Below are 24,346 nucleotides of genomic sequence, written 5' to 3' on the forward strand. Positions count from 1 at the left end.
AAATGACGAAAGAGCAAACGTATAGCGAGTCATAAGTCACAGCCGAAGGGAGAGCGTGTATTTGTCGATTTCCCTATGTTGGGGAGACCCACAATCCCGCAAGATGCACCTATCTCCTTGTCAGCATCCTAACATCCGTTCAAGTATATAGATTGGGTAGCAAGTATACAATTTTCCAGAGGATTTGAGCTAGCGGACATAGATAGCTTCGGCATTAACGCGCCGAGGCTTTTTAGCATGTGTTCAGGGGACAAATTCTCCCTACGCACTGACTTTCAGACTTATGCAGCGAAAAAGCTCCTGTTGACAGGACACCTTTTAGTGTCTTATCATCAAAACAGACACTAAAAGGTGTCCAATAATAAAAAACCATTTGCAAAGCTCACAACCTGAATAAGCCGCATTTGGAAATATGGATGAGAGGGGAGACAGATGGACCAGCTGATCAGTGCCAGAACAATCGCGAGTGTAGAAATTCAGCCCTGGGGAAAAATAACTGCTTATTGGTCAGCGACATTCTTACTCGCAGCAACGGTGATGGCAAGTGGCATCGGTCAACTGATGCAAGCGGGAGAAGCGTCGAGCTGGTGGCGAAGTTTGGTTGCCCGCTATACATCTTGACCGTCTTGACTATCTTAACCCTCTTAACCATCCCCGAGATTTGAAAAGTGCTCGGAGCCATCGCTCTTGCCGTGCCAGGTTTACCTCGGCTGAAAGAATGGTTCACGCTGGTATCTACATTTGAATGACTGGTGCAGCTTTCTCTCATGTGTTTGCCAACGCTTACGGTGATTGCGAGTTTTTTGCTATCCTCCCGCTCTTTTATTCCGCGCTAAATCTCGCCGCATGGGCGCTGCATTCACAGGGTGCAAACTTTAGGGAGGTGCTCAAAATTAACATTCGTCCTTTCGCGCCACCAATACCTATGTCCTACAGAAATTAATATTTTGGAGGGAGTGTTGTGAACGAGAATGAAAACGAAAACAACCAGTCTCGGGATGTGTTTGATGCTGTTGCGGACCCAACCAGGCGACGGCTGATTGAGTTATTGGCCGGAGCAGAGGAGCTGCCGCTTCATGAACTAACGGCACAGTTTCAAATGGGCCGGACGGCGGTATCCAAGCATTTGACAATTCTGAAAGAGGCCGGACTGGTGCTCGACCGCAAAGTCGGCAGGGAAACGCGATTTAGGCTCAACGCGGCTCCACTGAGGGAAATTCAAGATTGGGTGGCTTTCTACAGCAAGTTTTGGAGTGCGAATTTGTTGCGCTTGAACCAACTATTAGAGGAGGAAGCAGAATGAGTTTGACATTATCTTTGGATTTTCAGTACAAGACAACGCTTGAGAAGCTGTGGTCCGCTTTGACTGATTCAAGCAAGCTGGCCAAATGGGTGTGCAACATCCAGACTGGCGAGCCGATGGAAAATGATTTTAAACCTGTGGTGGGACATCGTTTTCAGTTTCGCACTAAGCCGACCGAATATTGGGATGGAGTCGTTGAGGGCGAAGTGCTTATCGTAGACGAACCAAACCGCTTGTCCTACACGTGGGGCAGCGGGGGAGAGAAGCACACAGTTGTCTGGACGCTACAGGATTTAGGAGACGGAAAAGTTAACCTGCATCTCGAACAATCCGGAATCTCCAATGAGCAGGCACTGGGTGGAGCGAAGTACGGCTGGAGCAAGTGGTGCAGCGAGCTGGAAAAGGCGTTGGCATAATAACCGGATAGCCGGATGTACCGCTGATTACCTCCGTCCGCAATGCTAGATGAATGGATGATCATTTCCATACACACAAATGAAAAGCCTTCCAGTTGCAGCAAACGGGATAGAGTGCTCGAATGGGAGGTTTTTTAATTGCGTGCAAGTGAATTGTCGCGGTTGTTCGCATAGTCACAGTCTTAATTATGATAGAATGGGCAAAATTAAGAGCAAGAGGTTATTACGACTGAATGAACATTCTTTTGACTGTCAGTTGATCAAAAGATGGAAGAGGAGTGCTCTTTGATGACAAATAGTAGTGCGCATCCGAAGGTCGACGAATTTTTAAGCAAAGCGAAAAAGTGGCAGGAAGAATTTGTGGAGTTGCGCAGAATCGTTCTCGACTGTGGGCTGACCGAAGATTTTAAATGGATGCATCCTTGTTACACGCTGGAGAAAAAGAACGTCGTTTTAATCCATGGTTTCAAAGAATACTGTGCGCTCCTGTTCCACAAAGGTGCGTTGTTGCAAGATCCGCACGGAATCCTCATCCAGCAGACGGAAAATGTACAGGCGGCGCGGCAAATTCGCTTTACCAACGTGCAAGAAATCGTGGAGATGGAAGACGTCTTGAAAGCCTATATTCATCAGGCTATTGAAGTGGAAAAAGCCGGTTTGGAAGTGGATTTCAAGAAGACAGAAGAATATACCGCTCCTGAAGAATTTCAAACGAAATTGGCTGAAAATCCTGACCTGAAAGCTGCCTTCGAAGCGTTGACACCGGGACGGCAGAGAGCATACCTTTATTATTTTTCTGAACCGAAACAATCCAAGACACGAGTGGCGAGAGTGGAAAAATACATGGAGCAAATTCTAAACGGAAAAGGATTGAATGATTAGCCTAGCGCAGCTATTCAGCGATAAGCGTCAAACGGAGCGAACCAACTGAAATCCGGTGAATGCAAAAAATTAGTGAAAAAATGGGACGCCGTGCTGTGACGTACAGTTGTTTTTTGCACCGCAGTCACGAACCTTTTATTCGCAATAGTAAGAAATCTAACCGGAGAAAGAGCAGGCCATTACGGCTTGCTCTTTTCTTTTTGCGAGAGGACAGGCAGCTCCATACTCGCGCAGAAGCCTTTGCCGACCTCGCTCGATAACGACAGCTTTCCTCCGTGAGCCTTGGCAATTCGCTCGGCCATGGGAAGGCCGAAGCCGTGTCCGTTCTGGCGCGGGCGTTTGCGTTTGCTTGCGTAAGGCAGTTCCAGCAAGTCGGGCAGTTCGTCTGGGGAAATTCCGTTTCCGTTGTCCGAGACGACTACGTGACAAGCTTGGTTGCCGGGATCAAAAAAGGTTTGGATGCGCAGTTGGCACCCCGCCGGATTATGGTCGATGCTGTTTTGCAAAAGATTGGCAAGGGCACGCAACAAAAGGCGCTCATCCCCATCGATTTGCGGGGATTCATCTCCAAGCTCTACTTCCAGCTGATATCGCTCATCCAGTCCGTTGTTCAACAGCTCCGAGGCCGCTTGTCTGGCGACTGCCGACAACCGCAGCGGTTTTTTGCCCAGCGGCTGCATCTCGTATTCGAGCATGGAGACGAGGTTCAAATCACTCACCAAAGAACGGATGCGCTCGGCTTGTTGGCGCATGATCGCGGCCAAGCGCCTCTGTTCTGCCGGCAGTTCCGGGCTGTCAGCGATGTCGCTCGCGTAGCCGAGGAGCATGGAAAGCGGCGTACGGATGTCGTGGGAAACGCCGGAAATCCAGTTGGAGCGGGCCGCGTCTCTTGCTTTCAGAGCGGCGTTTTTTTGTTGCAGCAGGGCGGACACATGATTGATGCTTACCGCCAGATTCGCAAGCACGCCTTTTGGCTCAATCTGGACAGGCTTGTCTGCTCCCAACGCTTGAATGCCGCTTGTCAGCGGGCGGATGGAAGCGATGAGTCTGGAACCGATGAACAGCGAGAGCAACAGAGCCAGCACGATGTTGCCTGCCAACAAAAAGAACGCCTTCCCGGGCAAATTCTCCACCCAGCCAACCGGAAGAATATGCTGGTATTTGGCGTAGGAGCCTTTCGGGTAACCGACGACGACAAGGCCAGCTGGATGTTCCCAGGTGAAGACCGGATAATCGTCCAGGAAGCTGCGTGAAAACTTGGCTACATCTGCGAGAGAGTACGGCCGTTCCAGTTCGGCAGGCAGCTGGAACTTCCATGCCACGTAGCCTTTGGAGTCGATCAGCATGGCCCACGCCCTGTTTTGCTCCAATAGTTGTTGCGAGCGGGGAGCGATGGCATAGGCGTCTCGATTGCCATGCAAGTCGTCGCTGACGAAATGCACAACAGCGGAAGGAGAGGCGCCATCGCTGATCCCGCTGCCGATCCAGATCAAGAGCACGACAGCATTGAGAGCCAGGAGCAGCAGCGAAATCAGGATGGTGGCGTGAACAAAACGCTTGATAATGCGCGACGTGCCTTCCATCGTTACTCCTCCTTTACGATCAGCTTGTAGCCGAGTCCGCGCACGGTCAGCAAATGAGCGGGCTGGGAAGGATTCGCTTCGATTTTTTCCCGAATGCGCCGAATGTGCACCATCAGCGTATTTTCATAGCCGTAATAGTCGTCGCCCCATGCGGCCTGACAGAGCGCGTCGCTCGTGACGATGCGATTGTGGTTCTCATAAAACTTGCCGAGCAGAGCGATTTCTTTTGCGGTCAGCGGGATATTTGTTCCGCCATGGCGAATGGTGCCAGCCTCCAAGTCAATGAGACGGTCGTCCAGTTGAAAAACAGGGCGTTTTTCCGGCGTGTGGGGAATGTACACTCTGCGCAAAATAGCCGTCAGCCGCAAGACAAGCTCCCGTGGCAAAAACGGTTTCACGATGTAATCATCCGCGCCCAGTCCGAGGCCGAGGATTCGGTCTTCATCCTGTCCTTTGGCAGACAAAAATAGCACGGGCAAGTTCGAAATATGCCGGATCGCTTGCAGCAAGGAAAAGCCGTCGCCATCCGGCAGCATGACATCAAGAATGGCGAGGTCAGGCTGGATGGAACGACAAAGCTCCAGCGCTTCTCTGCAATCGCCCGCATGGTAAATGCGCATGAATCCTTCTTTGCGCAAAAAATGCTCGACCATTTTTCGGATTTCAGGCTCATCGTCGACGATAAGCAGCTTTTTCTGTTTCAGTTCGTCCATCTGTCATCACCTCTCTCTACTATAGCGGCTTTGGCGCGGGATAATCGGCTTTTGCAGCAAATTTAAGGCTGGCGTAAGGTGAACGTCAGATTGCTGAAAGAATCTCCTGTCATACTGCATATATGCCAAATAAAGCCATTGCAGGAGGGACAGATGGAGACGATCCTATCTACTACCAAACTATCGAAGCGATACGGTGATGCCTTGCGCGTGAAGGAAGTGAATTTGTCTGTACGCGAAGGGGAGATTTACGGATTTCTTGGACCGAACGGAGCAGGGAAATCGACTACATTAAAGATGCTGTTGGGGCTGGTACGACCGACGAGCGGCCAGGTACAGGTGTTCGGGAAGGAGCTTCAGGCAAACCGCCGCTTCGTTCTCAGTCAAATCGGTTCACTGATTGAATCGCCCTCGTACTACGGGCACTTGACCGGACTGGAAAACATGCGTGTCGTGCAGAAGCTGCGCGATGTTCCGGCGAAAAACATCGAGGAAGCGCTGAAAATCGTGCGTCTGGAAAAACAGAAGGAGAAGCAGGTTGAAAAGTATTCACTGGGGATGAAACAGCGGCTAGGAATTGCGATGGCATTGCTGTCGTTTCCCAAGCTGTTGATTTTGGATGAGCCAACGAATGGTTTGGACCCTGCGGGAATCGGGGAAATCCGGGAGCTGATCAAAGCGCTTCCGCAACAATATGGAATGACGATTTTGCTTTCCAGCCACCTTTTATCCGAAATCGACCAGATCGCGACTTCCGTGGGCATTATCAATCATGGTCACATGCTGTTCCAGGGCAAGCTGAGCGAGCTGCACAAAAAAAACCAGCCGCGTATTATCATCAAAACGACAGATAACAGGGCGGCGAGGGACGTGTTGATGCGGGCAGGCTTTTTCCCCGGCGTGGAGGAGGGCGCGCTTGTTTTTGAAAAGCTTGCGGATGGACAGGTAGCGCAGGCAAACAGGATTCTGCTGGCTGAACATATTGATGTGCTTCGCATCGAGGAACAGAAAAGAAGCCTGGAAGACATGTTCCTGAAGCTTACAGGAGGAGGCGAAAGTCTGTGAGGAAGGCGCTGTCGCTTGAGTTTTACAAGCTGCGTCGCAAATACGTGCTGCCGATGGCGCTTTTGTTCCTGACGGTGGAGCTTGTCTGGGCGTTGATCGCCGTCAGCATGTCTTTTGAGCGCAATCGTGACAGCGCGGGCTGGGAAGTGATCGTCGCCATGCTGTCCACGATGAACGGGCTGTTTTTGCCATTGCTTTCGGCTATTGTCGTTTCCCGGATTTGCGACATGGAGCATAAAGGGAATACGTGGAGGCTGCTTCGCTCTATGGCCGTGCAGCCAGGGAAGCTGTATGCGGCGAAGTACGCTTGCGCCGGATTGATCATGCTGGGCGTTTGCCTGTGCCAGCTGCTGGCGATTGCGGTGTTTGGCGTCCAATCGGGGTACTTGACGTCTGTTCCGCTTGTGCTGTTGGCACGGTTTCTCTTCGGCACGCTGGTCACGACGCTGGTCGTCCTTGCTTTGCAGCAGTGGATTTCTACGGTGGTGAAAAATCAGGCGTTTGCGCTTTGCCTGGGGATGCTCGGCGGTTTTCTCGGAATGGTAGGCGATTTGTTTCCGGAAGCGGCAAGACGCGTATTCGTCTGGGCGTACTATACGGGGCTTAGTCCCGTTACGCAGCAGTATGCGAGCGAAAAGATGCAATTCGTCGTCCGGGAGGCTGGCCAGATCTCGTCTGCCGCGGCTGTTTTGCTGGCGGTTGCCGCGCTGCTTTTTCTCATGGGAAGACGTCATGCATCCAGACTGGAAGGGTAGGGGGAGAAGTGATGATCAAACAATGCTTTCAGGCGGAGTGGCTGAAAATGCGCCGCTCCCATATTTGGGTGGTGTTCATGCTCCTGCCTTTGGTCAGCGTCATCATCGGCTGGGCCAATTACGTCATGAACCAAGGGACGCTGCAAAAGGAATGGTACAGCTTGTGGTCGCAGGTTGGCTTGTTCTACGGAGAGTTTTTCTTTCCTATCCTCATTGCGATCGGCTGCTCGTATCAATGCCGGCTGGAGCATCAAAACAAAAACTGGCATCTGGTGTTGACCGCACCTGTATCGCTTGCGGCCCTGTTTGCAGCCAAACTGGGAGTCGTGGCAACTCTTCTGTTGCTAGTCCAAGCGTTCTTTTGCTTGCTGTATGTATGCGGCGGGCTTTTGGCAGGGCTTTCCGCGTCGCTTCCCGCAGAATTGCCCGGCTGGTTGTTGCGCGGATGGATCGCGGCGATGACGATCGCGGTTTTTCAATTGGCGCTCTCGATGCGGATCAAAAGCTTTGCAACGCCAGTCGGCATCGGTCTGTGTGCCGTTTTTTTCGGGCTGGGAATGTATGTGCTGAAGCTCGGATTGTTTTTCCCGCATTCGCTGTTAACAGTGGGGATGGGGGTATTGAGCCAGGAGGGACTTGATTTTGGCAGCAACGTGGTTTTTCTGCTGATGAATGCATTGTTCGGAGTGGGAATCAGTACAGTTGTCTTCCGGCGATTACGCAAGTCGGATGTGCTCGCCTGATCTTTGAAAAGAAGGGTTTTTCCGTAAGTGAAGAGAATAACGGATAAAAAGTCTGAGTATTCACTCACGATGGGAGGCGGCTGCGACCATGTTGCAAGGTGGAAAATACGTGAAGGTGGAGCCAGGGGTCGAGATTTTTGTGCAGGACGTGGGACAAGGTGATCCGATCGTCCTGATCCCGGGCTGGACGTTTACAACCGAAGTGTTTCACAAGCAGATCGAGCATTTTCAAAAGACTAACAGGGTGATCGCGATTGATCCGAGAAGCCATGGCAGATCGTCCGTGACGATGCACGGCAACGACTATGCCACGCACGGTACTGACTTGGCAAAAGTCATCGAGGCGCTGGGGCTTGTGGATGTGACGCTGGTCGGCTGGTCATTTGGCTGCTTGACGATGTGGGAATACGTTCGGCAGCACAGCACGCGAAACGTGAAATCTTTTGTGTTCGTCGACTTGTCGCCGAAGCCGCTCTCCACCAACCACGAGCAAGATTGGGTGGAAGGGCCGCTCGATGAAATCGCCGCCGCCTACAACTACTACACGCGGGATGCCGAGAAGCAGCGGGAGTTTATCTCGGGCTACGCGACAGGGGTCATGGTGCAAAGAGAGCTTGCGGAAAATGAGCTTTCCTGGATCATCGAGCAATCGCTCAAAACGCCTCCTTATATCGCGGCGAACTTGTTCGCGTCCGGGATGTTCTCTGACTACCGGGTAGAGGCAAAGGTTGCGAGCGAGTCGGTGCCGACGCTGACGATTGTGGCTGAGCATTGGGCCGAGACTGCAAAGCGGTTCATGGAGAAGCATGCCCCCGAGTCCGCAGTGGAAGTATTGGGCGGGCACATGATGTTTTGGGAGCATGCCGAGCGGTTTAATGAGCTGCTCACCCAATTTCTCCATGCAGAAAAAACAGCAAGATAAAAGAAAGTGGCTGTCCTTGTGGGCAGCCATTTTTTATGAGCTTTGGCTTGGAAAAAGGAGGCGCGACTTTGCAGGCACGCCTGGCGAAGCCGAGCACTTTTTCCGGCGATTACTTGCGAGTAGCAGGTGCCGGCATTTCGTGAAAGCTGGCGGTTATTTGCTTGAACTCGTCATGCAGTCTGTCAAATTTTCTCGTTTGCGTCAGGCACATAATCTGATAAAAGTGCGTCGGAGACTCTGTGACGGTTACAAGATAGGAAATACTTTGACCATCGACCTTCCCCTGCATCGTGAATTGAGTGGAAAGACGTCCGTCAATCGTGAGCTGAACATGCTTGCTCACGCTTGCATCTGTCAATTCACTGAACAAGTTTGATTCCACGAAATCGACGTATTGGGGATAATCAAATGAACCGTCCAATTCTTCTTTAGAGTCCGCGAGAATAAGCAGATGCTTGTCCGCGAAGTTGTTGGAAAGGGCAATGGATGCGTCTGGGTGAAGACTAGCATTCTCGCTCCAGGAAGTCGGAGCAATGATTTGCATGGTTTTGTCCTTGTTAAACGCTCTTTTCTAAGAAATTGTTGCTTTTAGAAAAGCCGTGAGTTGCTTGATATTTATAGTACCAAGCGAAGCGTGCATTCACGGTAAATGGAAATCCTATAGACTTCCTGATTTTCATTATAGAACACACGTTTCCACAACAGCAATAGCAACAAAATTTGCGAAAAGAGCCTTGTTAAAAAAAGCTTTGTTCTCAAACGAACCTGTTAACGAGTCTTGCTTGGCATAAAAGGAAACGCCATAAATACCGCAAGCAATGATAACGAGGGCCAACAAGGAGAAGCCGATGGCAAAGCTGGTGGTCAGCTGCTTGCTCTCGTTTTTCAAATCTTTTACTTTCACGACAAAAGTGTTCGCTGCCATATCGCCGAACCGTTGCTTCTTTTTCGACACCAGTACGCTGATCCCGGCAGGCAATCCGCCGATGAGCATCGGGTTGGTTTCGACGATGCGGATCAAGGAACGAATGACCGATTTCCACAGCCCTGGCGGTTGACCTTCCTGATTCACCACTTTGATTCGCAGGGCGAATTTCCCGATGGTATAGCCAGTAAAACCTTCCAGAAGAACGTAGTAAGATAAAATTCCGAGTACGAAAACAAGCAACCCGATAATGGACGGATCGTCAGACGAACGCCCAGCCAGCGCGACCACCCCTAAGACGAAAAAAATGAGCAAAATGTAATCTATCACATGCGCTCCCCAACGCAGGAAAAAAATCGACGCTCCGTAAGTCTGCGTAATGGACCCCATTAATTGCGGTCCTTCCAGAATCGGTCTGTCTGGTGGTGGAATTGGGGGAGCTACCGATGAATCTGCTTGCGGCAATGAATGATTCTCCAAACTTGTGCACCTCCAACAAAAATGTAAACATATAACATTTAAACACTTCAAAATTCACTCTGTCAAATTTTGCTTTTCTGCAAGAAACCTACCTAAAGATAGGTGACACACGATAGTTGCGACGATTATATTAGGAAGCGAGCTGATGTAAGAAAAACCATATACAGGGTGATTATGATGAGTACGCCTATGACTGCTTTTGTCGCTGTTTTAGTGCTGGGGGTTGTCGCCTACCTCACGATGTGGTGGGAAGGCACCTGGGTAAACCTTCGATTCACGAAATGGTATTTCGCTATCATAGTAGTCTTGGCGATCGCGACCGGAGGGTATTTTTGGTTTACGGGAGATACGATTTAATCAAGTAAAAAGCAAGCCGTCCACGGGCCCTCTAGCTGGAGGGCTTTTTTGCGTCCACATAACGTTCTTTTCTTATAAGGCAGTTTACTTGCATTGTTCGGAAGGATTCCACATAATAACTTTGTGCACATATTGGATCGAGACAAAAAGGCTGCTCTTTTGTGGGGTCATTTTCTTTTTAGGCAGGGAGATGCACATGGATCAAGGAAAGTACAGTTCACTTATCGCAACGAAATTACATGTTCCTACATATGGTTCGGACCTGTTGCATCGGCATCAATTGGTGGAAGAAATCGATGAAGTCAGGACAGCCAGAGTGATCCTTATTTGCGCTCCGGCCGGGTTCGGGAAAACAACAGCCGTTAGTCAGTGGATTACGAGTATCGGCAAGCCGGCGGGATGGCTGTCGCTGGATGAGGCGGATAACGATCCGGCCCGTTTTTGGCGCTACTTCGCAAAAGCATTGAGCATGGCACAACGGGAAGCTGGTCGTGAAGCTTCTGCGATGCTCGATTTGACCTATGCGGCGTCAGCAGACAATCTGCTCTCCATGCTGCTTGAAGAAATCGCTGCAATGCCTACCGACTATTATTTGGTGCTGGATGACTATCATCTGATCAAGGAGCGCTCGATTCACGAAGGTTTGCAAACATTGCTCCAGCACGCCTCGCCTTTTTTACACGTCATTCTCATCAGCCGTGAGGAGCCGCCGCTGTCTCTCCATCGCTTGCGCGTACGCAAACAGCTGGGACAATTGGGCGCGGAGCATCTCCGGTTCAATGAAGAGGAATGTCGTCAGCTTTTTAACGAACTGCTCGGGCTAGATTTGTCATACGAGGACATTCACGTACTCAGCAAACGGACAGAGGGCTGGATTGCCGGGTTGCAGTTGGCTGCTTTGTCCATGCAGGGGAAGGGTGGCTCCACGGTTACCATGCACAGCTTTTCCGGCAATGACAAATACGTGGAAGACTACTTGACCGAAGAAGTATTGAAGCGATTGCCGGAATCGGTACAGCAATTTTTGCTGAAAACTTCCATATTGCCGCGCCTGTCCGGGGAACTGTGCGCAGCCGTAGCGAGTGAGCCGGATGCCCACGCCATTTTGGAGATGCTTGCACGTACGAACTCTTTTGTCGTACCGCTGGATGGAGTCAACGAGTGGTACCGCTACCATCATTTATTTGCGGATCTTTTGCACACGCATTTGCGTAAAACATACAGTGAACAGCTGCCAACGCTTCATGTGGCTGCCAGTCGATGGTTTGAGGGCCACGGATGGATGACAGAAGCAATCGACCACGCGCTCAAGGGCAGTGATTGGTCGCGTGCAACCAGGCTGATCGTCGAGCACGCTCCCTGGATGTTGAAGCAGCACGAAAATGTGACATTGCGCCGTTGGATGAGGCGTTTTGATACAGTGTGGCTCAAGAGTCATCCCGAGCTGTGCATTGCTTTTGCCTGGATGCACGCATTATCGGACGAGCTTGAGCAGGCAGAAGCGTTGTTGCATCTCGCTGAGGATGGTCTGCACGGCAAAAATGAGGGGCTTGAGGAATGTCGGGTAGAAATCTGGGTGCTTCGCGGATACGTGCAGTTGATCCTGCGCAATATTGCCCTCTCCCTTTCGTACTTGGAAGAATCGGTCAAAATGAAGCCAAAATTCAGCCGCTATTTTATCGTCGGGATTGAGCTGAATGGAGACGAGGCTTTTGTGCTTCGCAGTCGCGTGGCGTTAAGCGGCTATTTGTCCAAGGTAAGCGAGTTTTACCCTGCCATCAGAACGATTTGGAAGCACAGCGGCCTGGGGATTCTCGCATACGGCTCGATTGTAATGGCAGAGCTGTATTATGAGAAAAACGAGTTCGAGCAATTGACGTACTTTGTGCAAAGAGCATTGCAGTTGGGAAGCAATACGATGAATTTTGGCGTACTGGTCCCGGCTTATCTGGTTTTGACCCGTTGGCGAAAGGCGGAGAAGCGCGGGGCGGAGATGTGGCTGCCGCTTGCGGAAATAGCGGAGCTGTGTCGCCAGCGAAAAGCCCCGCCTCATTGGATTGCTTTCCTGGACGCGTTTCGTGTGCGGCTGTTGCTGGACGAAAATCAGCGGGAAGAAGCAGAGCAATGGGCGAGCCAATTTGAAAAAATGAGCAAAGACTTGATTCATTCCCGGCACGAGTTTGAACGGTTGACTTTGGCTCGTGTGTACTTGTCTGCCAAAAGGGAAAATGAAGCGTGTGAACTGCTGACCCGGCTGAAGCATGAGACAGAGGTGAAGGATCGGCTGGGGAGCCGGATCGAGACGCTGATTTTGCTCAGCCAAGCTTATCACAGCCAAAAGCGGCATCACGAGGCAGCCGAATGTATTCGCACAGCGGTGATGTTGGCGGCACCGGAAGGCTACGTGCGCATCTTTTTGGACGAGGGGCCAGAGGTCGCCAAAATGCTGTACGCCCTCTACAAAAGCAAGGCGTGCTCCAGGCAAGAACTTGACTATATGGCAAGTCTGCTCAAGACGATGGAAAAAGAGTTTCCGGCGCTGGACATTCAAATTCGCGTGTCGCCTGAACTGGACAAATTGACCGAGCGGGAGGCAGAAGTGCTGTCTCTGATCGGAGAAGGGTTGTCCAACGCTGAGATTGCGGGCAGGCTGCACCTGACGATCGGGACAGTCAAGGTGTATGTTCACCAGATTTACGCCAAGCTGCAAGTTCGCAATCGCACACAGGCAGTGGTCAAGCTGCGAGAGAGCGAGCTGTAACCGGGGCAGCAAAAGGTTCGCCCGATGATATACATGCCAGAGAACGAAGAAGTCGCCTGTACGTGCAGGGGGCTTTTTTTCATGGGCATAGAGCCATGTTCGCTGAGGGATAGTAAAGCTATCCTGATTTGGAAAAAGAGTGATTGGAGAATGAGTCATAACGCCAAGCAACAAGTGCCGTTCAGCAGCTCGCTGGAAGAGAACATGGAAGTGGTGAAAAGGGAGCTGGGGAACAGCACCGACCTCGTGACCAGAACTGTACGGATGGAAGCGATTGGGCAAATCGAGGTAGGCATTCTGTACACAGAAGGATTAGTCGATAAAAGCCTGATCAGCAACTTCATGGAGTCGCTCATGGTTCATGCGCACAAAAGGGAAATTCCGTCCGATGACGCTTTGGCAGACGAGCCGCTGTCGTTGATCAAGGATTTCATGCTGACGATGGGTGGAGTGGAGCTGCTGGATGATTTGGACGAGCTTTTCAATGCTGTATTGACCGGAGATACGGTTCTGCTCGTGGAGGGGTGTACGCAGGGCTTTATCGTCAATACGAAGCAGTGGGAGGATCGCGGTGTCCAGGAGACTTCTGTACAGACCGTAGTGCGTGGTTCCCGGGAGGCTTTCTCGGAAAGTTTGCGGACGAACACCGCGCTGGTGCGAAGAAGGATCAACAACCGTCATCTGTGGCTGGAAACGAAACAGATCGGGAAAATGACCCAGACCAAAGTGAGCGTGATGTACATAAAGGGGGTTGCGGACGAAAACGTCATTGCGGAAGTGCAGCGGCGGTTAAACAGGATCGATATCGATGGCATTTTGGAGAGCGGAAACATAGAAGAGCTGATCCAGGACGCGGCCTTTACGCCGTTTCCGACGATTTACAATACCGAACGGCCGGACTCGGTAGCAGCGGGGCTGCTGGAGGGGCGGGTCGCGATCCTGGTAGACGGAACGCCGATTGTACTGCTGGTTCCGGCGATTTTCGTCCAGTTTTTTCAGTCGCCGGAGGATTACTATCAGCGTTCGGATTTTGGCCTGCTTCGCATGTTGCGGCTGCTTTCCTTTTTTATCGCGCTGCTCGGTCCTTCCATCTACGTAGCGATTACGACGTTTCACCAGGAAATGCTCCAGACGAACTTGCTGATGAGTATTGCGGCCCAGCGGGAGGGTGTTCCGTTTCCGGCTGCTGTCGAGGCGATGCTGATGGAGCTGACTTTTGAACTGCTGCGCGAGGCCGGAGTGCGCATGCCGCGTGCCGTAGGTTCTGCCATCTCAATCGTCGGGGCACTCGTTTTGGGCGAAGCGGCGGTACAGGCCGGACTCGTATCTCCTGCGACCGTCATCGTCGTCTCCATCACGGCGATTACGAGCTTTGTGTTTCCGTCGTTTTCCATGTCCATTCCGATTCGCATGCTGCGTTTCGGCTTGATTGCACTTGCTGCCAGCTTTGGCCTGATTGGCGTATTTGTCGGTTTGATCGCGCTTTGCCTGCATTTGTGCACCTTGCGCTCGTTCGGAGTTCCGTACATGTCGCCGCTCGCTCCGTTGAATTTGGCCGACCAGAGAGATACGCTGTTGCGCCTGCCGATCTGGATGATGCACACGCGTCCCTACTTTTTACGGCCGAAAAACAGTATCAGAGAGCATGACAACAAGCCCAATCCTCCGAGAGAGTCTGTTCATTAAATTGATTGCCGAGGTGGGAATAGCATGAAACGAAAGGCGGTGTTCGTTCTGGCCGCTGTTCTGCTGCTGTTGACTACAGGGTGCTGGAACCGCAGGGAATTGAACGACTTGGCGATTGTCATGGCGGTGGGCATCGACAAGGTGGACGGAGAATATTTGTTGTCTACGCAAATCGTCAATCCGGGTGGAGTTGCCGCCTCCAAGGACGGGGCAGGAGGCACTCAGTCGGCAGTAGCCACGTACAGCATGCGATCTGCGGATATTTTTGAGGGGATACGCCGCTTGACGACCATGACTCCGCGCCGGCTGTACTTTTCGCATATTCAAGTATTGGTGTTGGGGGAGCAGGTAGCGAGAGAAGGGACAAAAGAGGTGCTCGACCTGTTGTTTCGCGATCACGAAGTTCGCCCGGATTTTTACGTCATTTTGGCGAAAGATACTTCCGCCCTGCACATTTTGAGCATGCTTGATCCGCTGGAGAAAATCCCTGCCACCAAGCTGTACAAAAGCCTGGAAACAGGCGAAAAAGCATGGGGCTCCGTGATCTCGATCCAACTGGACGAATTTATTACACAGCTGCTGAGCGAAGGGTCGGAGCCAGTGTTGGTAGGGGTTACTGTAAAAGGCAAGGTTCAGACAGGAAGCAACGGAAACAACCCGCAGCAGGAAAGCGTCTCTACCCTGCTCAAGTATGAGGATATCGGCGTTTTCAAAGAAGACAAGCTGCAAGGATGGTTTAATGAAAAGGAAAGCATCGGCTTCAGCTATATTACAGACAGGCTGGACAGCACAGTTGAAGCCATACCGTGCGACAAAAACAGCAAGCTCATCATTGAAATCATTCACAGCAAATCGACGCTTGATGGCCGTGTCGTAAACGGCAAACCGCAAGTCGAGGTGAAAATCGAAGCGGAAGGAAATGTAGGAGAAGTAGCGTGCGCGATTGACCTTGCAAAGTCGCAAACGATCTACAAATTGGAGCGAGAGGTAGAAAAGCGAATCAAGGAAAAAATCCAGAATGTGATTACAAAAGCGCAGAAGCAATTTCACTCCGATGCGTTCGGATTTGGGCAAGTCATTTACCAGAACGATCCAAAGGGCTGGGAAAAGGTCAAGCGCAACTGGAACGAGGCTTTTGCCGACCTGAAGGTGAAAATCAACGTAGATGTGAAGCTTCGGCGAACGGGCAAAGTCGGCAATTCTTTTATCCCCTTTATCAAAAAGGATTAGAGCATAACTATTTCCTGTTGTGGAAAAGGTAAGGATATTCCTGGCAAGAAGTAGGTGCGACTTGTTCCGATGTGGATGATCCTGTTGATTTTGCTGATTAGTCTGGTGATCGTAGCGATCGAAGCTCCTTTTCTGAAAAGGAACGGCTTGAAAAAGGAGCTTTTTGTTTTTGGCTGCTTGCTGCTGCTCGGGACAGGGCTTTGCATCGCCGAAGCGGTGGAGGCAAACATTCCGAACCCGCTGGACTGGATTACATTCGTCTATCGGCCGTTCAGCGACTTGATTTTAAGCATGGTGGAGTAACGGTGAACATAAGCGGTGCGCAAGAGAAGGGAGGGAAACAAGGGTGCTTGGCAACAGTCTGATCAGTGCGAGGCAGTTTTTTATTTTGGTAACCCTGTTCGTCATTGGCGATGCAGTCTTGTACGTTCCCTCGCTCACCGCCACATCCGCCCGGCAGGACGCGTGGATTTCGGCTTTGATCGGTTGGGGAGAGGGCTTTCTTTTGACCAGTTTGTATGCGGCATTGAGCTTGCGGCATCCGAATCGGACGATACTTCAATACAGCGAAGACATCTTGGGCAAGTGGGCAGGAAAAGCGGTCGCTTTTTTGTTCCTTTCCTATTTTTTTATCGATGCGTCACTGATGCTGATGGAAATCGGCGATTTTGTCACCACACAGATCATGCAGGAGACGCCGATCGAAATCATTCTCGTTCTGTTTGCGGCGATTATTGTCATGGGAACCCGCTGCGGGATGGAGCCGCTTGCGCGTGTCTCCGAGCTGTTGTTTCCGTATTTTCTGCTGCTGTTTTTCACGCTGATTGCGTTCATCGCCCCGCAAATCAAGGTCGATAACCTCAAGCCTGTCCTTGCCCATGGGATGGCGCCCGTTTTTGGCGGCAACTTCCGCTATATGGGCTATTTGCTGGAATCGGTCGTCCTGATCTTTCTGTTTCCGCTTGTGAAACAGCCGCGGCACGCAGCGAAGGCGTATATTATGGGCATTTTGATTGCTAATTTTTTCCTGACGATCATTACAACCGTCGCGGTGCTGGTGCTCGGTCCCAACATTACCGTACTGCTTGCCTATCCAAGCTACACGCTGGCGCAAAAAATTAGCGTCGGCAACTTTTTTGAACGCATCGAGGTTTTGATGGCTGTCATTTGGTTCATCACGCTGTTTATCAAAATAACGGTTTGCTATTATGCCACGGCTTGCGGGATTGCCCAGACGCTGCGATTGACCGACTATCGCAGACTGACGCTGCCTCTGGCGATGATCATGGTCATCGTCGCGCTTGCCACGATGCCCAATCGGCCGTATTTTGACAACTTTGTTTCGGAGATTTGGATGCCGTACTCATTGACGTACGGCTTGTTTTTGCCTGTGCTGCTGCTCGTGGTGGGCGGACTGCGGAAAAGGTTGGGGAAATGAAAGGAAAAATGAAAGGAAAAATGATGCCAAAGACCTAGTTCATCGTTTATACTATTTTTTGAGAAAAGGAGGGGTGGAAGACAGCGCTTTGCTCTTTATTCGAAGGAAACCATGATCAGCTAGACAAATACGCCGAACATGAAATGGGGAACCACGATGAGACTGAATCATTGGGTCATGCGAATGATCCTGTTATGCCTGCTTGTTTATTCCTTTTCTTGTCCCGTTTCACCCTCATTCGCTTTTGAAAGCGAAACAACCACTTCTTCTACAGCGGAAAATGTTAACTTCTCCGAAATAAAAGTGACCAATGGCCTTATCACCGTTCCATTTTATTCGGTCCCGGAAAGAAATCCTAAGACCAGACAGTTTACCCTCTCTTACACGCAAGATTCTGAGACACACTCCTTATCCCCCCTCCCAGCAAAATGGGAAGAATCTACGCGAACCTTTTTTATTCCCTTTAAACCTTTTCAATCAACCGACACAGAGCAAGAAATAACGATCCGCATCGGCTATGAAGATTCAGAACCGACAGAGCGTTCTATTGTTTTGGCGCCGAAAGATTCCGAGGTAGAATCGATCGAGATTTTGAACACTTGGGGAAATTCTGAATTGCAGTTGCGCGACAGCAATGATCGGGAAGCGAAATTGCTGGCAGTAGCGAAAGACAGCGAAGGTGCGATTGTCGCTTATGATAAAGTTACCTGGGCAAGTGAAAATCCGCGAGTTGCTTCTGTTACTTCGCTAGGAAAAGTGTGGGCGAAGAAGGCGGGAACTGCGGAAATTACGGCAACGATCGCTGGGAAGACGGAGACTTATCAAATCGATGTCGTCAGCAAGCAGCAAGTTCCGGCGGCGATTTCCAAAGATGGAGAATTTGGCCCGGAATCGGGAGTATATAAAACGAGTGGAACAATCGAGATAAAAGGCAAGGAGACTACTGTTTTACTGAGAAACACGAAGCTGGACGGCGATCTCGTCATCGACAACGGCGGTTCTGTCACTTTGGACAACGTTCACGTCTCAGGGGAGATCAAGGTGAAGGACGTTGCTTCCAACAGTTTGCATGTAAATAATGTCTCAGCCGACCGACTGGTGATCACCGATGAGAATGGCGCACGGCTTGTTCTCGAAGATGAGGTTGAGCTGCCAGAGGTAGAGGTATCTGCCCAGTCCACACAGTTCCCTGTCGTGATCGAAGGCAAAGCAGCTACTAACAGTACGCTGCAAATTACATCTCCTTCCTGGGTGGTAGTCGACTCTGTTGTGTCAAAGGTGGTTGTAGACAAAGACGCTGAAGGAACGCGGATCGAAACCACCAAAGAGAGCAAAATCGAAGTAATTGAAGCGAATGCAAGCGCCAGTGTGGAAGGATCGGGCACGATAGACAAGCTCGTGCTGGCCGACAGTTCGGTAAATGTGAAAAGCGAAGTCAACATACCGACAGTGGCGTACGCGAATGAACCTGCTATGCCAACACCGCCGACTCCACCTACACCGCCTGCAAACCAGGCGCCTGTTGCCAGCCAAGTAACGATTTCCGGTACGTTCCAAGCAGGCGAGACATTGACGGGCAGCTATGTGTACACCGATGCGGAAAACAACCCGGAGCGCTTGTCCTTGTTCAAATGGTACCGCGGTTCGCTGTCGGACGGTTCCGATAAGGTGCAAATTTCCGGCGCGAACAAAAAAACGTATGTGTTGCAGCAGGATGATGTAGGGAAGCATGTGACGTTTGAAGTGACACCTATCGCCAGCACAGGAACGAGAAGCGGGGTGCCGGCAACTTACACGTCAACCCAGACGGTTACGAACGTTCCCGCTGCGAATAACCCGCCTGTCATCAACAGCAGCTATACGGCGCAAACGTTCAAAAATACGTTAGCAAGCGGAACTGTTGCTGCGACCGATCTGGATGGCGACACCATCACGTATTTGCTCGGCTCCACAACTCCTGCACACGGGGCTGTGGTCGTTCTGCCGAGCGGAGCATGGACGTATACGCCACAAAATGCTTTTACAGGAACGGACAGCTTTTCCATCGTGGCGGATGACGGAAGAGGGGGAACAGCTGCTACCGTTGTCTCCGTAACCGTGACAGAAGACCCGCTTGAAGCTGATCGCCAGGCGCTGACCATCGGTTATGCCAGCGGGGATGACGCGGATCATGTTACGCAAAATGTAGTCTTGGCGACGACAGGGGCAAATGGCTCGCTGATCTCATGGAGTTCGGATAACCCGGCTGTGATTGCGCAGGACGGCACGGTTACGCGCCCGCAAGCTATCGAGCAAGACGCTACCGTCACATTGACGGCGACCATCACGAACGGAAGCCGCTCGAACACCAAACCGTTTGTACTTACCGTGCTCAAGCAAGCGGCGCAAAGTAACAACCAGCCGCCGACGGCAGTAGGCACGATCAGCAATCAGACGCTGCTGCCAGGAAGCCAGCCTTACCCGCAGATCGATCTGTCTACTATTTTTGCTGACCCGGATAACGACGCCTTGCAGTACCAGGCAACGGCAACGGCGCAAAATATCGTGCAGCCGACCATTAGCGGCAACATGCTCAGTCTTGCTCCGGTCGGCAAAGGAGTGGTCACGATTACGGTCACGGCCAATGACGGCAAGGGCGGCACACAAGACGTTACTTTTACAGCTCACGCCTATGAGTTCGTCGCAGGCGGGCAGGTCACGATCAGGACCAAATCAGGGGTCATGATCGTGCAACTGGACTTGAACACATATTTTCCGGGCGCTCCGGCCAACTCCCTGCAAATCCTCAATAATGGCACAGGCGGCACCGTGATGGGCACCAAGCTCCAGCTGATCCCTGCAAGCGTGCCTGGAAGCGGGCTGTGGGTTGCCAATCAAAGCGACCAGGTTGCGCTAATCAAGGTAGATATTCAGCAGCAAGGACAGCCGCAACTGTTCTTCTCGGATTATGTATACGGAACAGATGGCCGCAATGCGCTACAGCTCTTTTTCCAGGGAGACAACAACGGTCAAAAGGTCACAGGGTACGAGCTGGAAATTCACAGGTACATGACCAGTACGCAGACAAAAGCAGTGGAGACAAAGCCAATCATGCCGCTGTTTCCGAAAATGACCTATATTATTATCGACCCGATTTTCTATGACTTCTTTGATATCACTCCAGCTACTTATTACAACGAAGAAGTTCATATGAGTTACCAAGGATATGTCACGGCTTTCGTGCTGAAAAAAGATGGTCAAATCGTGGATGTTTTGGGGAATCCCGATCCGAATAACCGCTCCCCGATCCTGGCGCAAACGGGCACGATTGTTCGCAAGTCGGGAATCTATACAGGCTCGCAAAGCTTCAGCCTCGAAGGGGAATGGGACATCTATCCTGCCGGTTATTACCAGAACATTGGGCGGCATAATCCGTAAACAGACAGCTATTGATGACAAGACGTACAAAAGGTGAGGAAAACATGAGCCTAACACACAAAAAAGCCAAAATGATCAAGACAGCAGCAATCGGATTGCTTGCCATACAGAGCCTGTTTGGATTTGCAGCGCAATCCCACGCTCAGGGACCACTGGAAGAAATCAATTCTACAGTGGATGGTTATTGGTACTCCGGCGGGGAAGTCGAAGATGGGAGCTATTTTGAGGACAGCTCCAACTATGTAGGATTAGACGAAAATTTTGGCATGCAAAAAGCAGCCGTGCAATTCCCATTGACTCAGCTTGATACGTCATTTATCAAGGCCAAGCTCAAATTGTACGTGACCAATGTGAACGGGGACGCTCAAACGGTTCCGAGCTTCACTCTGTACGGCTCCACCTACGGAGCATGGGACGACGATTTTCCGCTGAATCCCAATGATCCGGTCATTGATTCATTTGGGCAAAATCTGCAAGAAGGCGATTGGCTGGAATTTGACGTAACCAATTTTCTTCGCCTCCAGCTAGAGGCGCAAAGCCAGAACGTGACATTTGCGCTTTTGAGCAATACACAGACAGGGGCTTTCGGATTTGGGTCAAATGAAATCATAGACGGCAATTACCCGCGTCTCGTGCTCGAATATGCAGCCAAACAACCGCAAGTGACCCCAGCTACTACCCTGGAAGATACCGCAACTTCAAGTGGACTGGTGATTACTCCTGACCCGGCGGACGCCAGCAGCGTGACCCATTTTCAGGTCAGCGAAATTCAGGGCGGAAAGCTTTACTTGAACGATGGAGTGACTGAGTTAACGAATGGCAACTTTTTGCAAAAAGCAGATGGTGCTACAGGGCTGAAATTCGTGCCTAATGCGGATGCGAATACGCCAGCTGGCGATCTGTTCGGCTTCAAGGTCAAAGCAGCCAAAGATGCCAATGGTGCAGGGCTAAGCGGAGCGGCGGCGGCGGTCATTACGGTGCAGGAAGTGAACGATGCACCGACCGCCCAGAACGATCAGCTCGCGACGGTGACAAAAGGAACGCCTAAAGTGATGATTCCGTTTTCGCTGTTGACGGCAAATGATCAGGCAGGGCCAGCCAATGAGCACGGACAAACATTGACAGTGGCAGATGTTGATCAAGCAGTAGGCGGGACGGTCAGACTTGTCGACCAAGAGGTAGAATTTTCATTGGACCCTACCTTCCAAGGGACAGCGTCTTTTCAATACAGCTTACTAGACGATGGAACAACCAGTGGCCTTCCTGCTTCGTTGACGGCTGGAGCGAAAGCGGAGTTTTCCGTGGAACAAATCACGAAGCCGATAATTTCGCTGGTTGGCGGCAACACAATGTATGTGCCGTTCGGTCAAAGCTTTCAAGAACCAGGCTACTCAGCGAGAGACGCAAACAACAACGACATTACGAACAAGGTGCAAGTGACTGGTCAGGTGGTTACGAGTGAACCGGGAGACTACGATCTGGTGTATAACGTTCAGGACGACAACGGAATTGAAGCTTTGCCCGTGACGCGGACCGTATCTGTCGTCTCTCACGAACTGAAAGGTCTATGGCTGCAAGAAGGTACGATGACACCTGCTTTTCAGCCAAGTGTGGCGCAATACACGCTGCGAGTGCCCAACGAAGTGAGCAGCTTGCGGTTTCGGGCGGCAACTTTGGATCAGACGGCAACCTTGACCATTAACGGGGCGGCTGAAGTGAACGATATAAGCAAAGAGGTGAGCCTGAATCCAGGCCAAAACGATATTACGTTTATCGTGACGGCGCGGAACGGCTCGACCAAGACATACCAGTTGAGTGTGACAAGGGATAGCGCTCCGCCTGTGACGCCGAACCCACCAACTTATCCAGGACATTCCGAAACGATTCCGGAATCGCAGAACCATTTGAATGAACAGGCAAAAGAGGTAATCAAGGAATCAGTTGACGCAAAAAGAATTGCCGAGCAAGTGGATAAATCGCTCGCGCACTTGGCAGATAAAGTTATGGGCAGCAAGCTTGGCGATACCGAGAAGCTTCAACTCGTAGCAAGCACTTCAACAGAAGTTTTGTCTCCGCTCGTTGTCAAATGGAAAGAAGGAGTAGTTTCCGACAAGCAATTGAGAGAAGCGCTGTCCCTCTTTTTAGAAAAGGGAGTGAACGAAGGTCTTGCTCAAAGCAAACTGGATGATTCGGAAGTGTTTGCAGCAGGGGCAAAGCTCGTAAGCACGGTGATTCGGGACGTGATCGTCGAGCTGGAAGATGATCAGGTCAGGGAAGAAGTGGCTCAGCCTTTCCGTGAAGCTATGGACAAGCTGCTCAAACACAAAAGCATCCTCCAGGTAGCCCAGCATACAGAAGTAGCGGATACGAGCGAACAGCTGAACGAGGTTGCTGCTCTGGTGCAGGACTGGAGCCAGGAGCTTGGCAGCAAGTCCGACCTGTTTGATCTCGAACGGCACTTGCTCATTCAAGTGGTGGACGAAGAAGCGGCGGACGTAGAGGACAATGGCGAACAGCTGCGTTCCAGCCGTGCTGCTTCTGCGTCCCAAGAGCCGACTGTGCTGCTGTCGGAAGAGCTGGTCGAGACTTTGGCAAATCAACAGTTTGCCGTTACCGTTATGGCGCAATCGGGAGCAAGCGTGAAGCTGCCGCCAGCCTTTTTTGCCCGCTACAACGCTGAGACGATAGCCGTGGTGGTCGAAGAAAACGAAGAGGCAACGATCCCTGCTACGTTTTCCAAGACAAGCGATGCATACGATTTCCGGGTTTTTGCCGGGGAAAAAGAAATCAAGAGCTTTGCCAAAGGAGAGGTATTGATCGGAATACCGTACGCCTACTCCTCGAAAAAGTTCACTCCTTATGCGTATGATGCCGCTCGAAAAAACTGGAAGGCTGGTGCAACAGGCAAAGGCGAAGGATACGTCAAGCATGATGGGGAGCAGGTGCTTTTTCTGACCAGCACGCCAGGGACGTACATGCTGGCGGAAACAAAGCTGCGCTCTCTCGCTGTGGCTCAACGTACAGTGAAGCTTGAGCAGGGAGCGACGTATCAAGTGCAGGTGACAGGAGCTTTGACGAGCGGCCGAAAAGTGGATTTGACTGCTTCCGAAGACGGTACGACTTATTCGTCCAACAAGCCTGAGTTGATTGAGGTGGATGAGGAAGGTCTGATCACGGTGTTGCCGGAGGCGGAGAGTGGTTCGAAAGCGACGATCACCATCCAAAACGGGCAAAGCACGGTGAAAATGACGGTCAGTGTGTATTCTCTGGACAGCATCGCCGTGTCTCCGGCAAAAGCTGTTGTCTATGCGGGAGAGACGCTGCAATTGAAGGTCAAAGGGAAGTATACGGATCGGAGCAGCAGCGACATCACCAAATCGAGCATGGGCACAAAGTATTCGTTGGATGATACGGAATATGCAAAAATCAGCGAAAATGGCTTGCTGGAAGTCAGTCCGGATGCTCCAGATGGAACGGTGATCATCATTACGATCGAAAATGGCGACAAAAGCATAACATACCCGGTTACCGTCAAGCAGAGGGCGTAACCGACAATTGTGGAGTCCGTTGGCATTCAACCAACCGGGCTCCTTTTTCTATGGCACAGATCCAATCATTTATTTGTTGATCTGATTAATCGACATTTTATGCTTTCAATGAGTTTTAACGT

General features: G+C 51.1%; 19 protein-coding genes and 1 pseudogene. 16 read left to right on the forward strand and 4 right to left on the reverse strand.

What is annotated here, in order from left to right; translation table 11 throughout:
- Nucleotides 1-432 precede the first annotated feature (432 nt).
- The 4 genes and pseudogenes from IRJ17_RS07760 (at nt 433) to IRJ17_RS07775 (ending at nt 2,601) form a co-directional block, all read left to right on the forward strand.
- Nucleotides 433-943: pseudogene (locus IRJ17_RS07760) on the forward strand (DoxX family protein).
- A gap of 18 nt (nt 944-961) precedes the next feature.
- Nucleotides 962-1,303 (forward strand): ArsR/SmtB family transcription factor, encoded by a 342-nt coding sequence (locus IRJ17_RS07765; RefSeq protein ID WP_173599417.1) that lies wholly within the window; start codon nt 962-964, stop codon nt 1,301-1,303.
- On the forward strand, nt 1,300-1,719 hold the full coding sequence (locus IRJ17_RS07770; protein WP_242774094.1) for an SRPBCC family protein: 420 nt from the start codon (nt 1,300-1,302) through the stop codon (nt 1,717-1,719). The genes IRJ17_RS07765 and IRJ17_RS07770 overlap by 4 nt, the downstream gene beginning before the upstream one ends.
- A gap of 288 nt (nt 1,720-2,007) precedes the next feature.
- Nucleotides 2,008-2,601, forward strand: coding sequence for a YdeI/OmpD-associated family protein (locus tag IRJ17_RS07775; RefSeq protein WP_173599415.1), 594 nt, complete (start codon nt 2,008-2,010; stop codon nt 2,599-2,601).
- A gap of 179 nt (nt 2,602-2,780) precedes the next feature.
- Here IRJ17_RS07775 and IRJ17_RS07780 read toward each other — a convergent pair whose 3' ends face one another.
- Nucleotides 2,781-4,184: a sensor histidine kinase gene (locus tag IRJ17_RS07780; RefSeq protein WP_242774097.1), complete on the reverse strand. Its 1,404-nt coding sequence runs from the start codon at nt 4,182-4,184 to the stop codon at nt 2,781-2,783.
- 2 nt (nt 4,185-4,186) lie between these two features.
- The gene (locus tag IRJ17_RS07785; protein ID WP_242774100.1) at nt 4,187-4,897 is read right to left on the reverse strand and encodes a response regulator transcription factor; all 711 of its coding nucleotides are present in this window, start codon (nt 4,895-4,897) and stop codon (nt 4,187-4,189) included.
- A 153-nt stretch (nt 4,898-5,050) separates the two neighbouring features.
- On the opposite strand from IRJ17_RS07785, the gene IRJ17_RS07790 reads away from it, so the two are divergent.
- From IRJ17_RS07790 to IRJ17_RS07805, 4 genes are all read left to right on the forward strand, one after another.
- Complete coding sequence (locus tag IRJ17_RS07790; protein WP_242774103.1) at nt 5,051-5,962, forward strand: ABC transporter ATP-binding protein; 912 nt, start codon at nt 5,051-5,053, stop codon at nt 5,960-5,962.
- Entirely contained in the window at nt 5,959-6,717 is a 759-nt protein-coding gene (locus IRJ17_RS07795) for an ABC transporter permease (RefSeq protein ID WP_242774105.1), read from the forward strand. The genes IRJ17_RS07790 and IRJ17_RS07795 overlap by 4 nt, the downstream gene beginning before the upstream one ends.
- 11 nt (nt 6,718-6,728) lie before the next feature.
- Entirely contained in the window at nt 6,729-7,460 is a 732-nt protein-coding gene (locus IRJ17_RS07800) for an ABC transporter permease (protein ID WP_242774107.1), read from the forward strand.
- A gap of 88 nt (nt 7,461-7,548) precedes the next feature.
- A complete protein-coding gene (locus IRJ17_RS07805) occupies nt 7,549-8,382 on the forward strand; it encodes an alpha/beta fold hydrolase (RefSeq protein WP_242774109.1) in 834 nt (277 codons plus the stop codon).
- A 109-nt stretch (nt 8,383-8,491) separates the two neighbouring features.
- Here IRJ17_RS07805 and IRJ17_RS07810 read toward each other — a convergent pair whose 3' ends face one another.
- Together IRJ17_RS07810 and IRJ17_RS07815 are read right to left on the reverse strand one after the other, a co-directional pair.
- Nucleotides 8,492-8,926: a hypothetical protein gene (locus tag IRJ17_RS07810; RefSeq protein ID WP_242774111.1), complete on the reverse strand. Its 435-nt coding sequence runs from the start codon at nt 8,924-8,926 to the stop codon at nt 8,492-8,494.
- A gap of 135 nt (nt 8,927-9,061) precedes the next feature.
- A complete protein-coding gene (locus IRJ17_RS07815) occupies nt 9,062-9,697 on the reverse strand; it encodes an RDD family protein (RefSeq protein ID WP_242774113.1) in 636 nt (211 codons plus the stop codon).
- A gap of 267 nt (nt 9,698-9,964) precedes the next feature.
- Between IRJ17_RS07815 and IRJ17_RS07820 the strand changes: the two genes are divergently transcribed.
- The 8 genes from IRJ17_RS07820 to IRJ17_RS07860 all read left to right on the forward strand — a co-directional run bounded on the left by IRJ17_RS07820 (nt 9,965) and on the right by IRJ17_RS07860 (nt 24,224).
- Entirely contained in the window at nt 9,965-10,144 is a 180-nt protein-coding gene (locus IRJ17_RS07820) for a hypothetical protein (protein ID WP_122963716.1), read from the forward strand.
- 196 nt (nt 10,145-10,340) lie between these two features.
- The gene (locus tag IRJ17_RS28115; protein WP_274874431.1) at nt 10,341-12,905 is read left to right on the forward strand and encodes a winged helix-turn-helix domain-containing protein; all 2,565 of its coding nucleotides are present in this window, start codon (nt 10,341-10,343) and stop codon (nt 12,903-12,905) included.
- A gap of 150 nt (nt 12,906-13,055) precedes the next feature.
- A complete protein-coding gene (locus IRJ17_RS07835) occupies nt 13,056-14,591 on the forward strand; it encodes a spore germination protein (protein ID WP_173599409.1) in 1,536 nt (511 codons plus the stop codon).
- A gap of 24 nt (nt 14,592-14,615) precedes the next feature.
- Nucleotides 14,616-15,821 carry a Ger(x)C family spore germination protein gene (locus IRJ17_RS07840; RefSeq protein ID WP_173597682.1) on the forward strand — a complete coding sequence of 402 codons (1,206 nt, stop codon included), beginning with the start codon at nt 14,616-14,618 and terminating at the stop codon, nt 15,819-15,821.
- A 69-nt stretch (nt 15,822-15,890) separates the two neighbouring features.
- A complete protein-coding gene (locus tag IRJ17_RS07845; protein ID WP_122963720.1) occupies nt 15,891-16,124 on the forward strand; it encodes a hypothetical protein in 234 nt (77 codons plus the stop codon).
- Nucleotides 16,125-16,167: 43 nt separating this feature from the next.
- On the forward strand, nt 16,168-17,259 hold the full coding sequence (locus IRJ17_RS07850; protein ID WP_122963721.1) for a GerAB/ArcD/ProY family transporter: 1,092 nt from the start codon (nt 16,168-16,170) through the stop codon (nt 17,257-17,259).
- A 552-nt stretch (nt 17,260-17,811) separates the two neighbouring features.
- Nucleotides 17,812-20,676, forward strand: coding sequence for an immunoglobulin-like domain-containing protein (locus IRJ17_RS07855; protein WP_242774118.1), 2,865 nt, complete (start codon nt 17,812-17,814; stop codon nt 20,674-20,676).
- 44 nt (nt 20,677-20,720) lie between these two features.
- Nucleotides 20,721-24,224, forward strand: a complete 3,504-nt coding sequence (locus IRJ17_RS07860) for an immunoglobulin-like domain-containing protein (RefSeq protein ID WP_242774121.1) — start codon at nt 20,721-20,723, stop codon at nt 24,222-24,224.
- Nucleotides 24,225-24,346: the final 122 nt, after the last annotated feature.

The sequence above is a fragment of the Brevibacillus parabrevis genome (assembly GCF_022701015.1).
Lineage (GTDB): Bacteria > Bacillota > Bacilli > Brevibacillales > Brevibacillaceae > Brevibacillus > Brevibacillus parabrevis.

Coding starts and splice junctions, on each gene's coding strand:
- IRJ17_RS07770 (WP_242774094.1), top strand. CDS start 1,300: ATGAGTTTGACATTATCTTTGGATTTTCAGTACAAGACAACGCTTGAG.
- IRJ17_RS07775 (WP_173599415.1), top strand. CDS start 2,008: ATGACAAATAGTAGTGCGCATCCGAAGGTCGACGAATTTTTAAGCAAA.
- IRJ17_RS07780 (WP_242774097.1), bottom strand. CDS start 4,184: ATGGAAGGCACGTCGCGCATTATCAAGCGTTTTGTTCACGCCACCATC.
- IRJ17_RS07785 (WP_242774100.1), bottom strand. CDS start 4,897: ATGGACGAACTGAAACAGAAAAAGCTGCTTATCGTCGACGATGAGCCT.
- IRJ17_RS07790 (WP_242774103.1), top strand. CDS start 5,051: ATGGAGACGATCCTATCTACTACCAAACTATCGAAGCGATACGGTGAT.
- IRJ17_RS07800 (WP_242774107.1), top strand. CDS start 6,729: ATGATCAAACAATGCTTTCAGGCGGAGTGGCTGAAAATGCGCCGCTCC.
- IRJ17_RS07805 (WP_242774109.1), top strand. CDS start 7,549: ATGTTGCAAGGTGGAAAATACGTGAAGGTGGAGCCAGGGGTCGAGATT.
- IRJ17_RS07810 (WP_242774111.1), bottom strand. CDS start 8,926: ATGCAAATCATTGCTCCGACTTCCTGGAGCGAGAATGCTAGTCTTCAC.
- IRJ17_RS07815 (WP_242774113.1), bottom strand. CDS start 9,697: ATGGGGTCCATTACGCAGACTTACGGAGCGTCGATTTTTTTCCTGCGT.
- IRJ17_RS07820 (WP_122963716.1), top strand. CDS start 9,965: ATGAGTACGCCTATGACTGCTTTTGTCGCTGTTTTAGTGCTGGGGGTT.
- IRJ17_RS28115 (WP_274874431.1), top strand. CDS start 10,341: ATGGATCAAGGAAAGTACAGTTCACTTATCGCAACGAAATTACATGTT.
- IRJ17_RS07835 (WP_173599409.1), top strand. CDS start 13,056: ATGAGTCATAACGCCAAGCAACAAGTGCCGTTCAGCAGCTCGCTGGAA.
- IRJ17_RS07840 (WP_173597682.1), top strand. CDS start 14,616: ATGAAACGAAAGGCGGTGTTCGTTCTGGCCGCTGTTCTGCTGCTGTTG.
- IRJ17_RS07845 (WP_122963720.1), top strand. CDS start 15,891: ATGTGGATGATCCTGTTGATTTTGCTGATTAGTCTGGTGATCGTAGCG.
- IRJ17_RS07860 (WP_242774121.1), top strand. CDS start 20,721: ATGAGCCTAACACACAAAAAAGCCAAAATGATCAAGACAGCAGCAATC.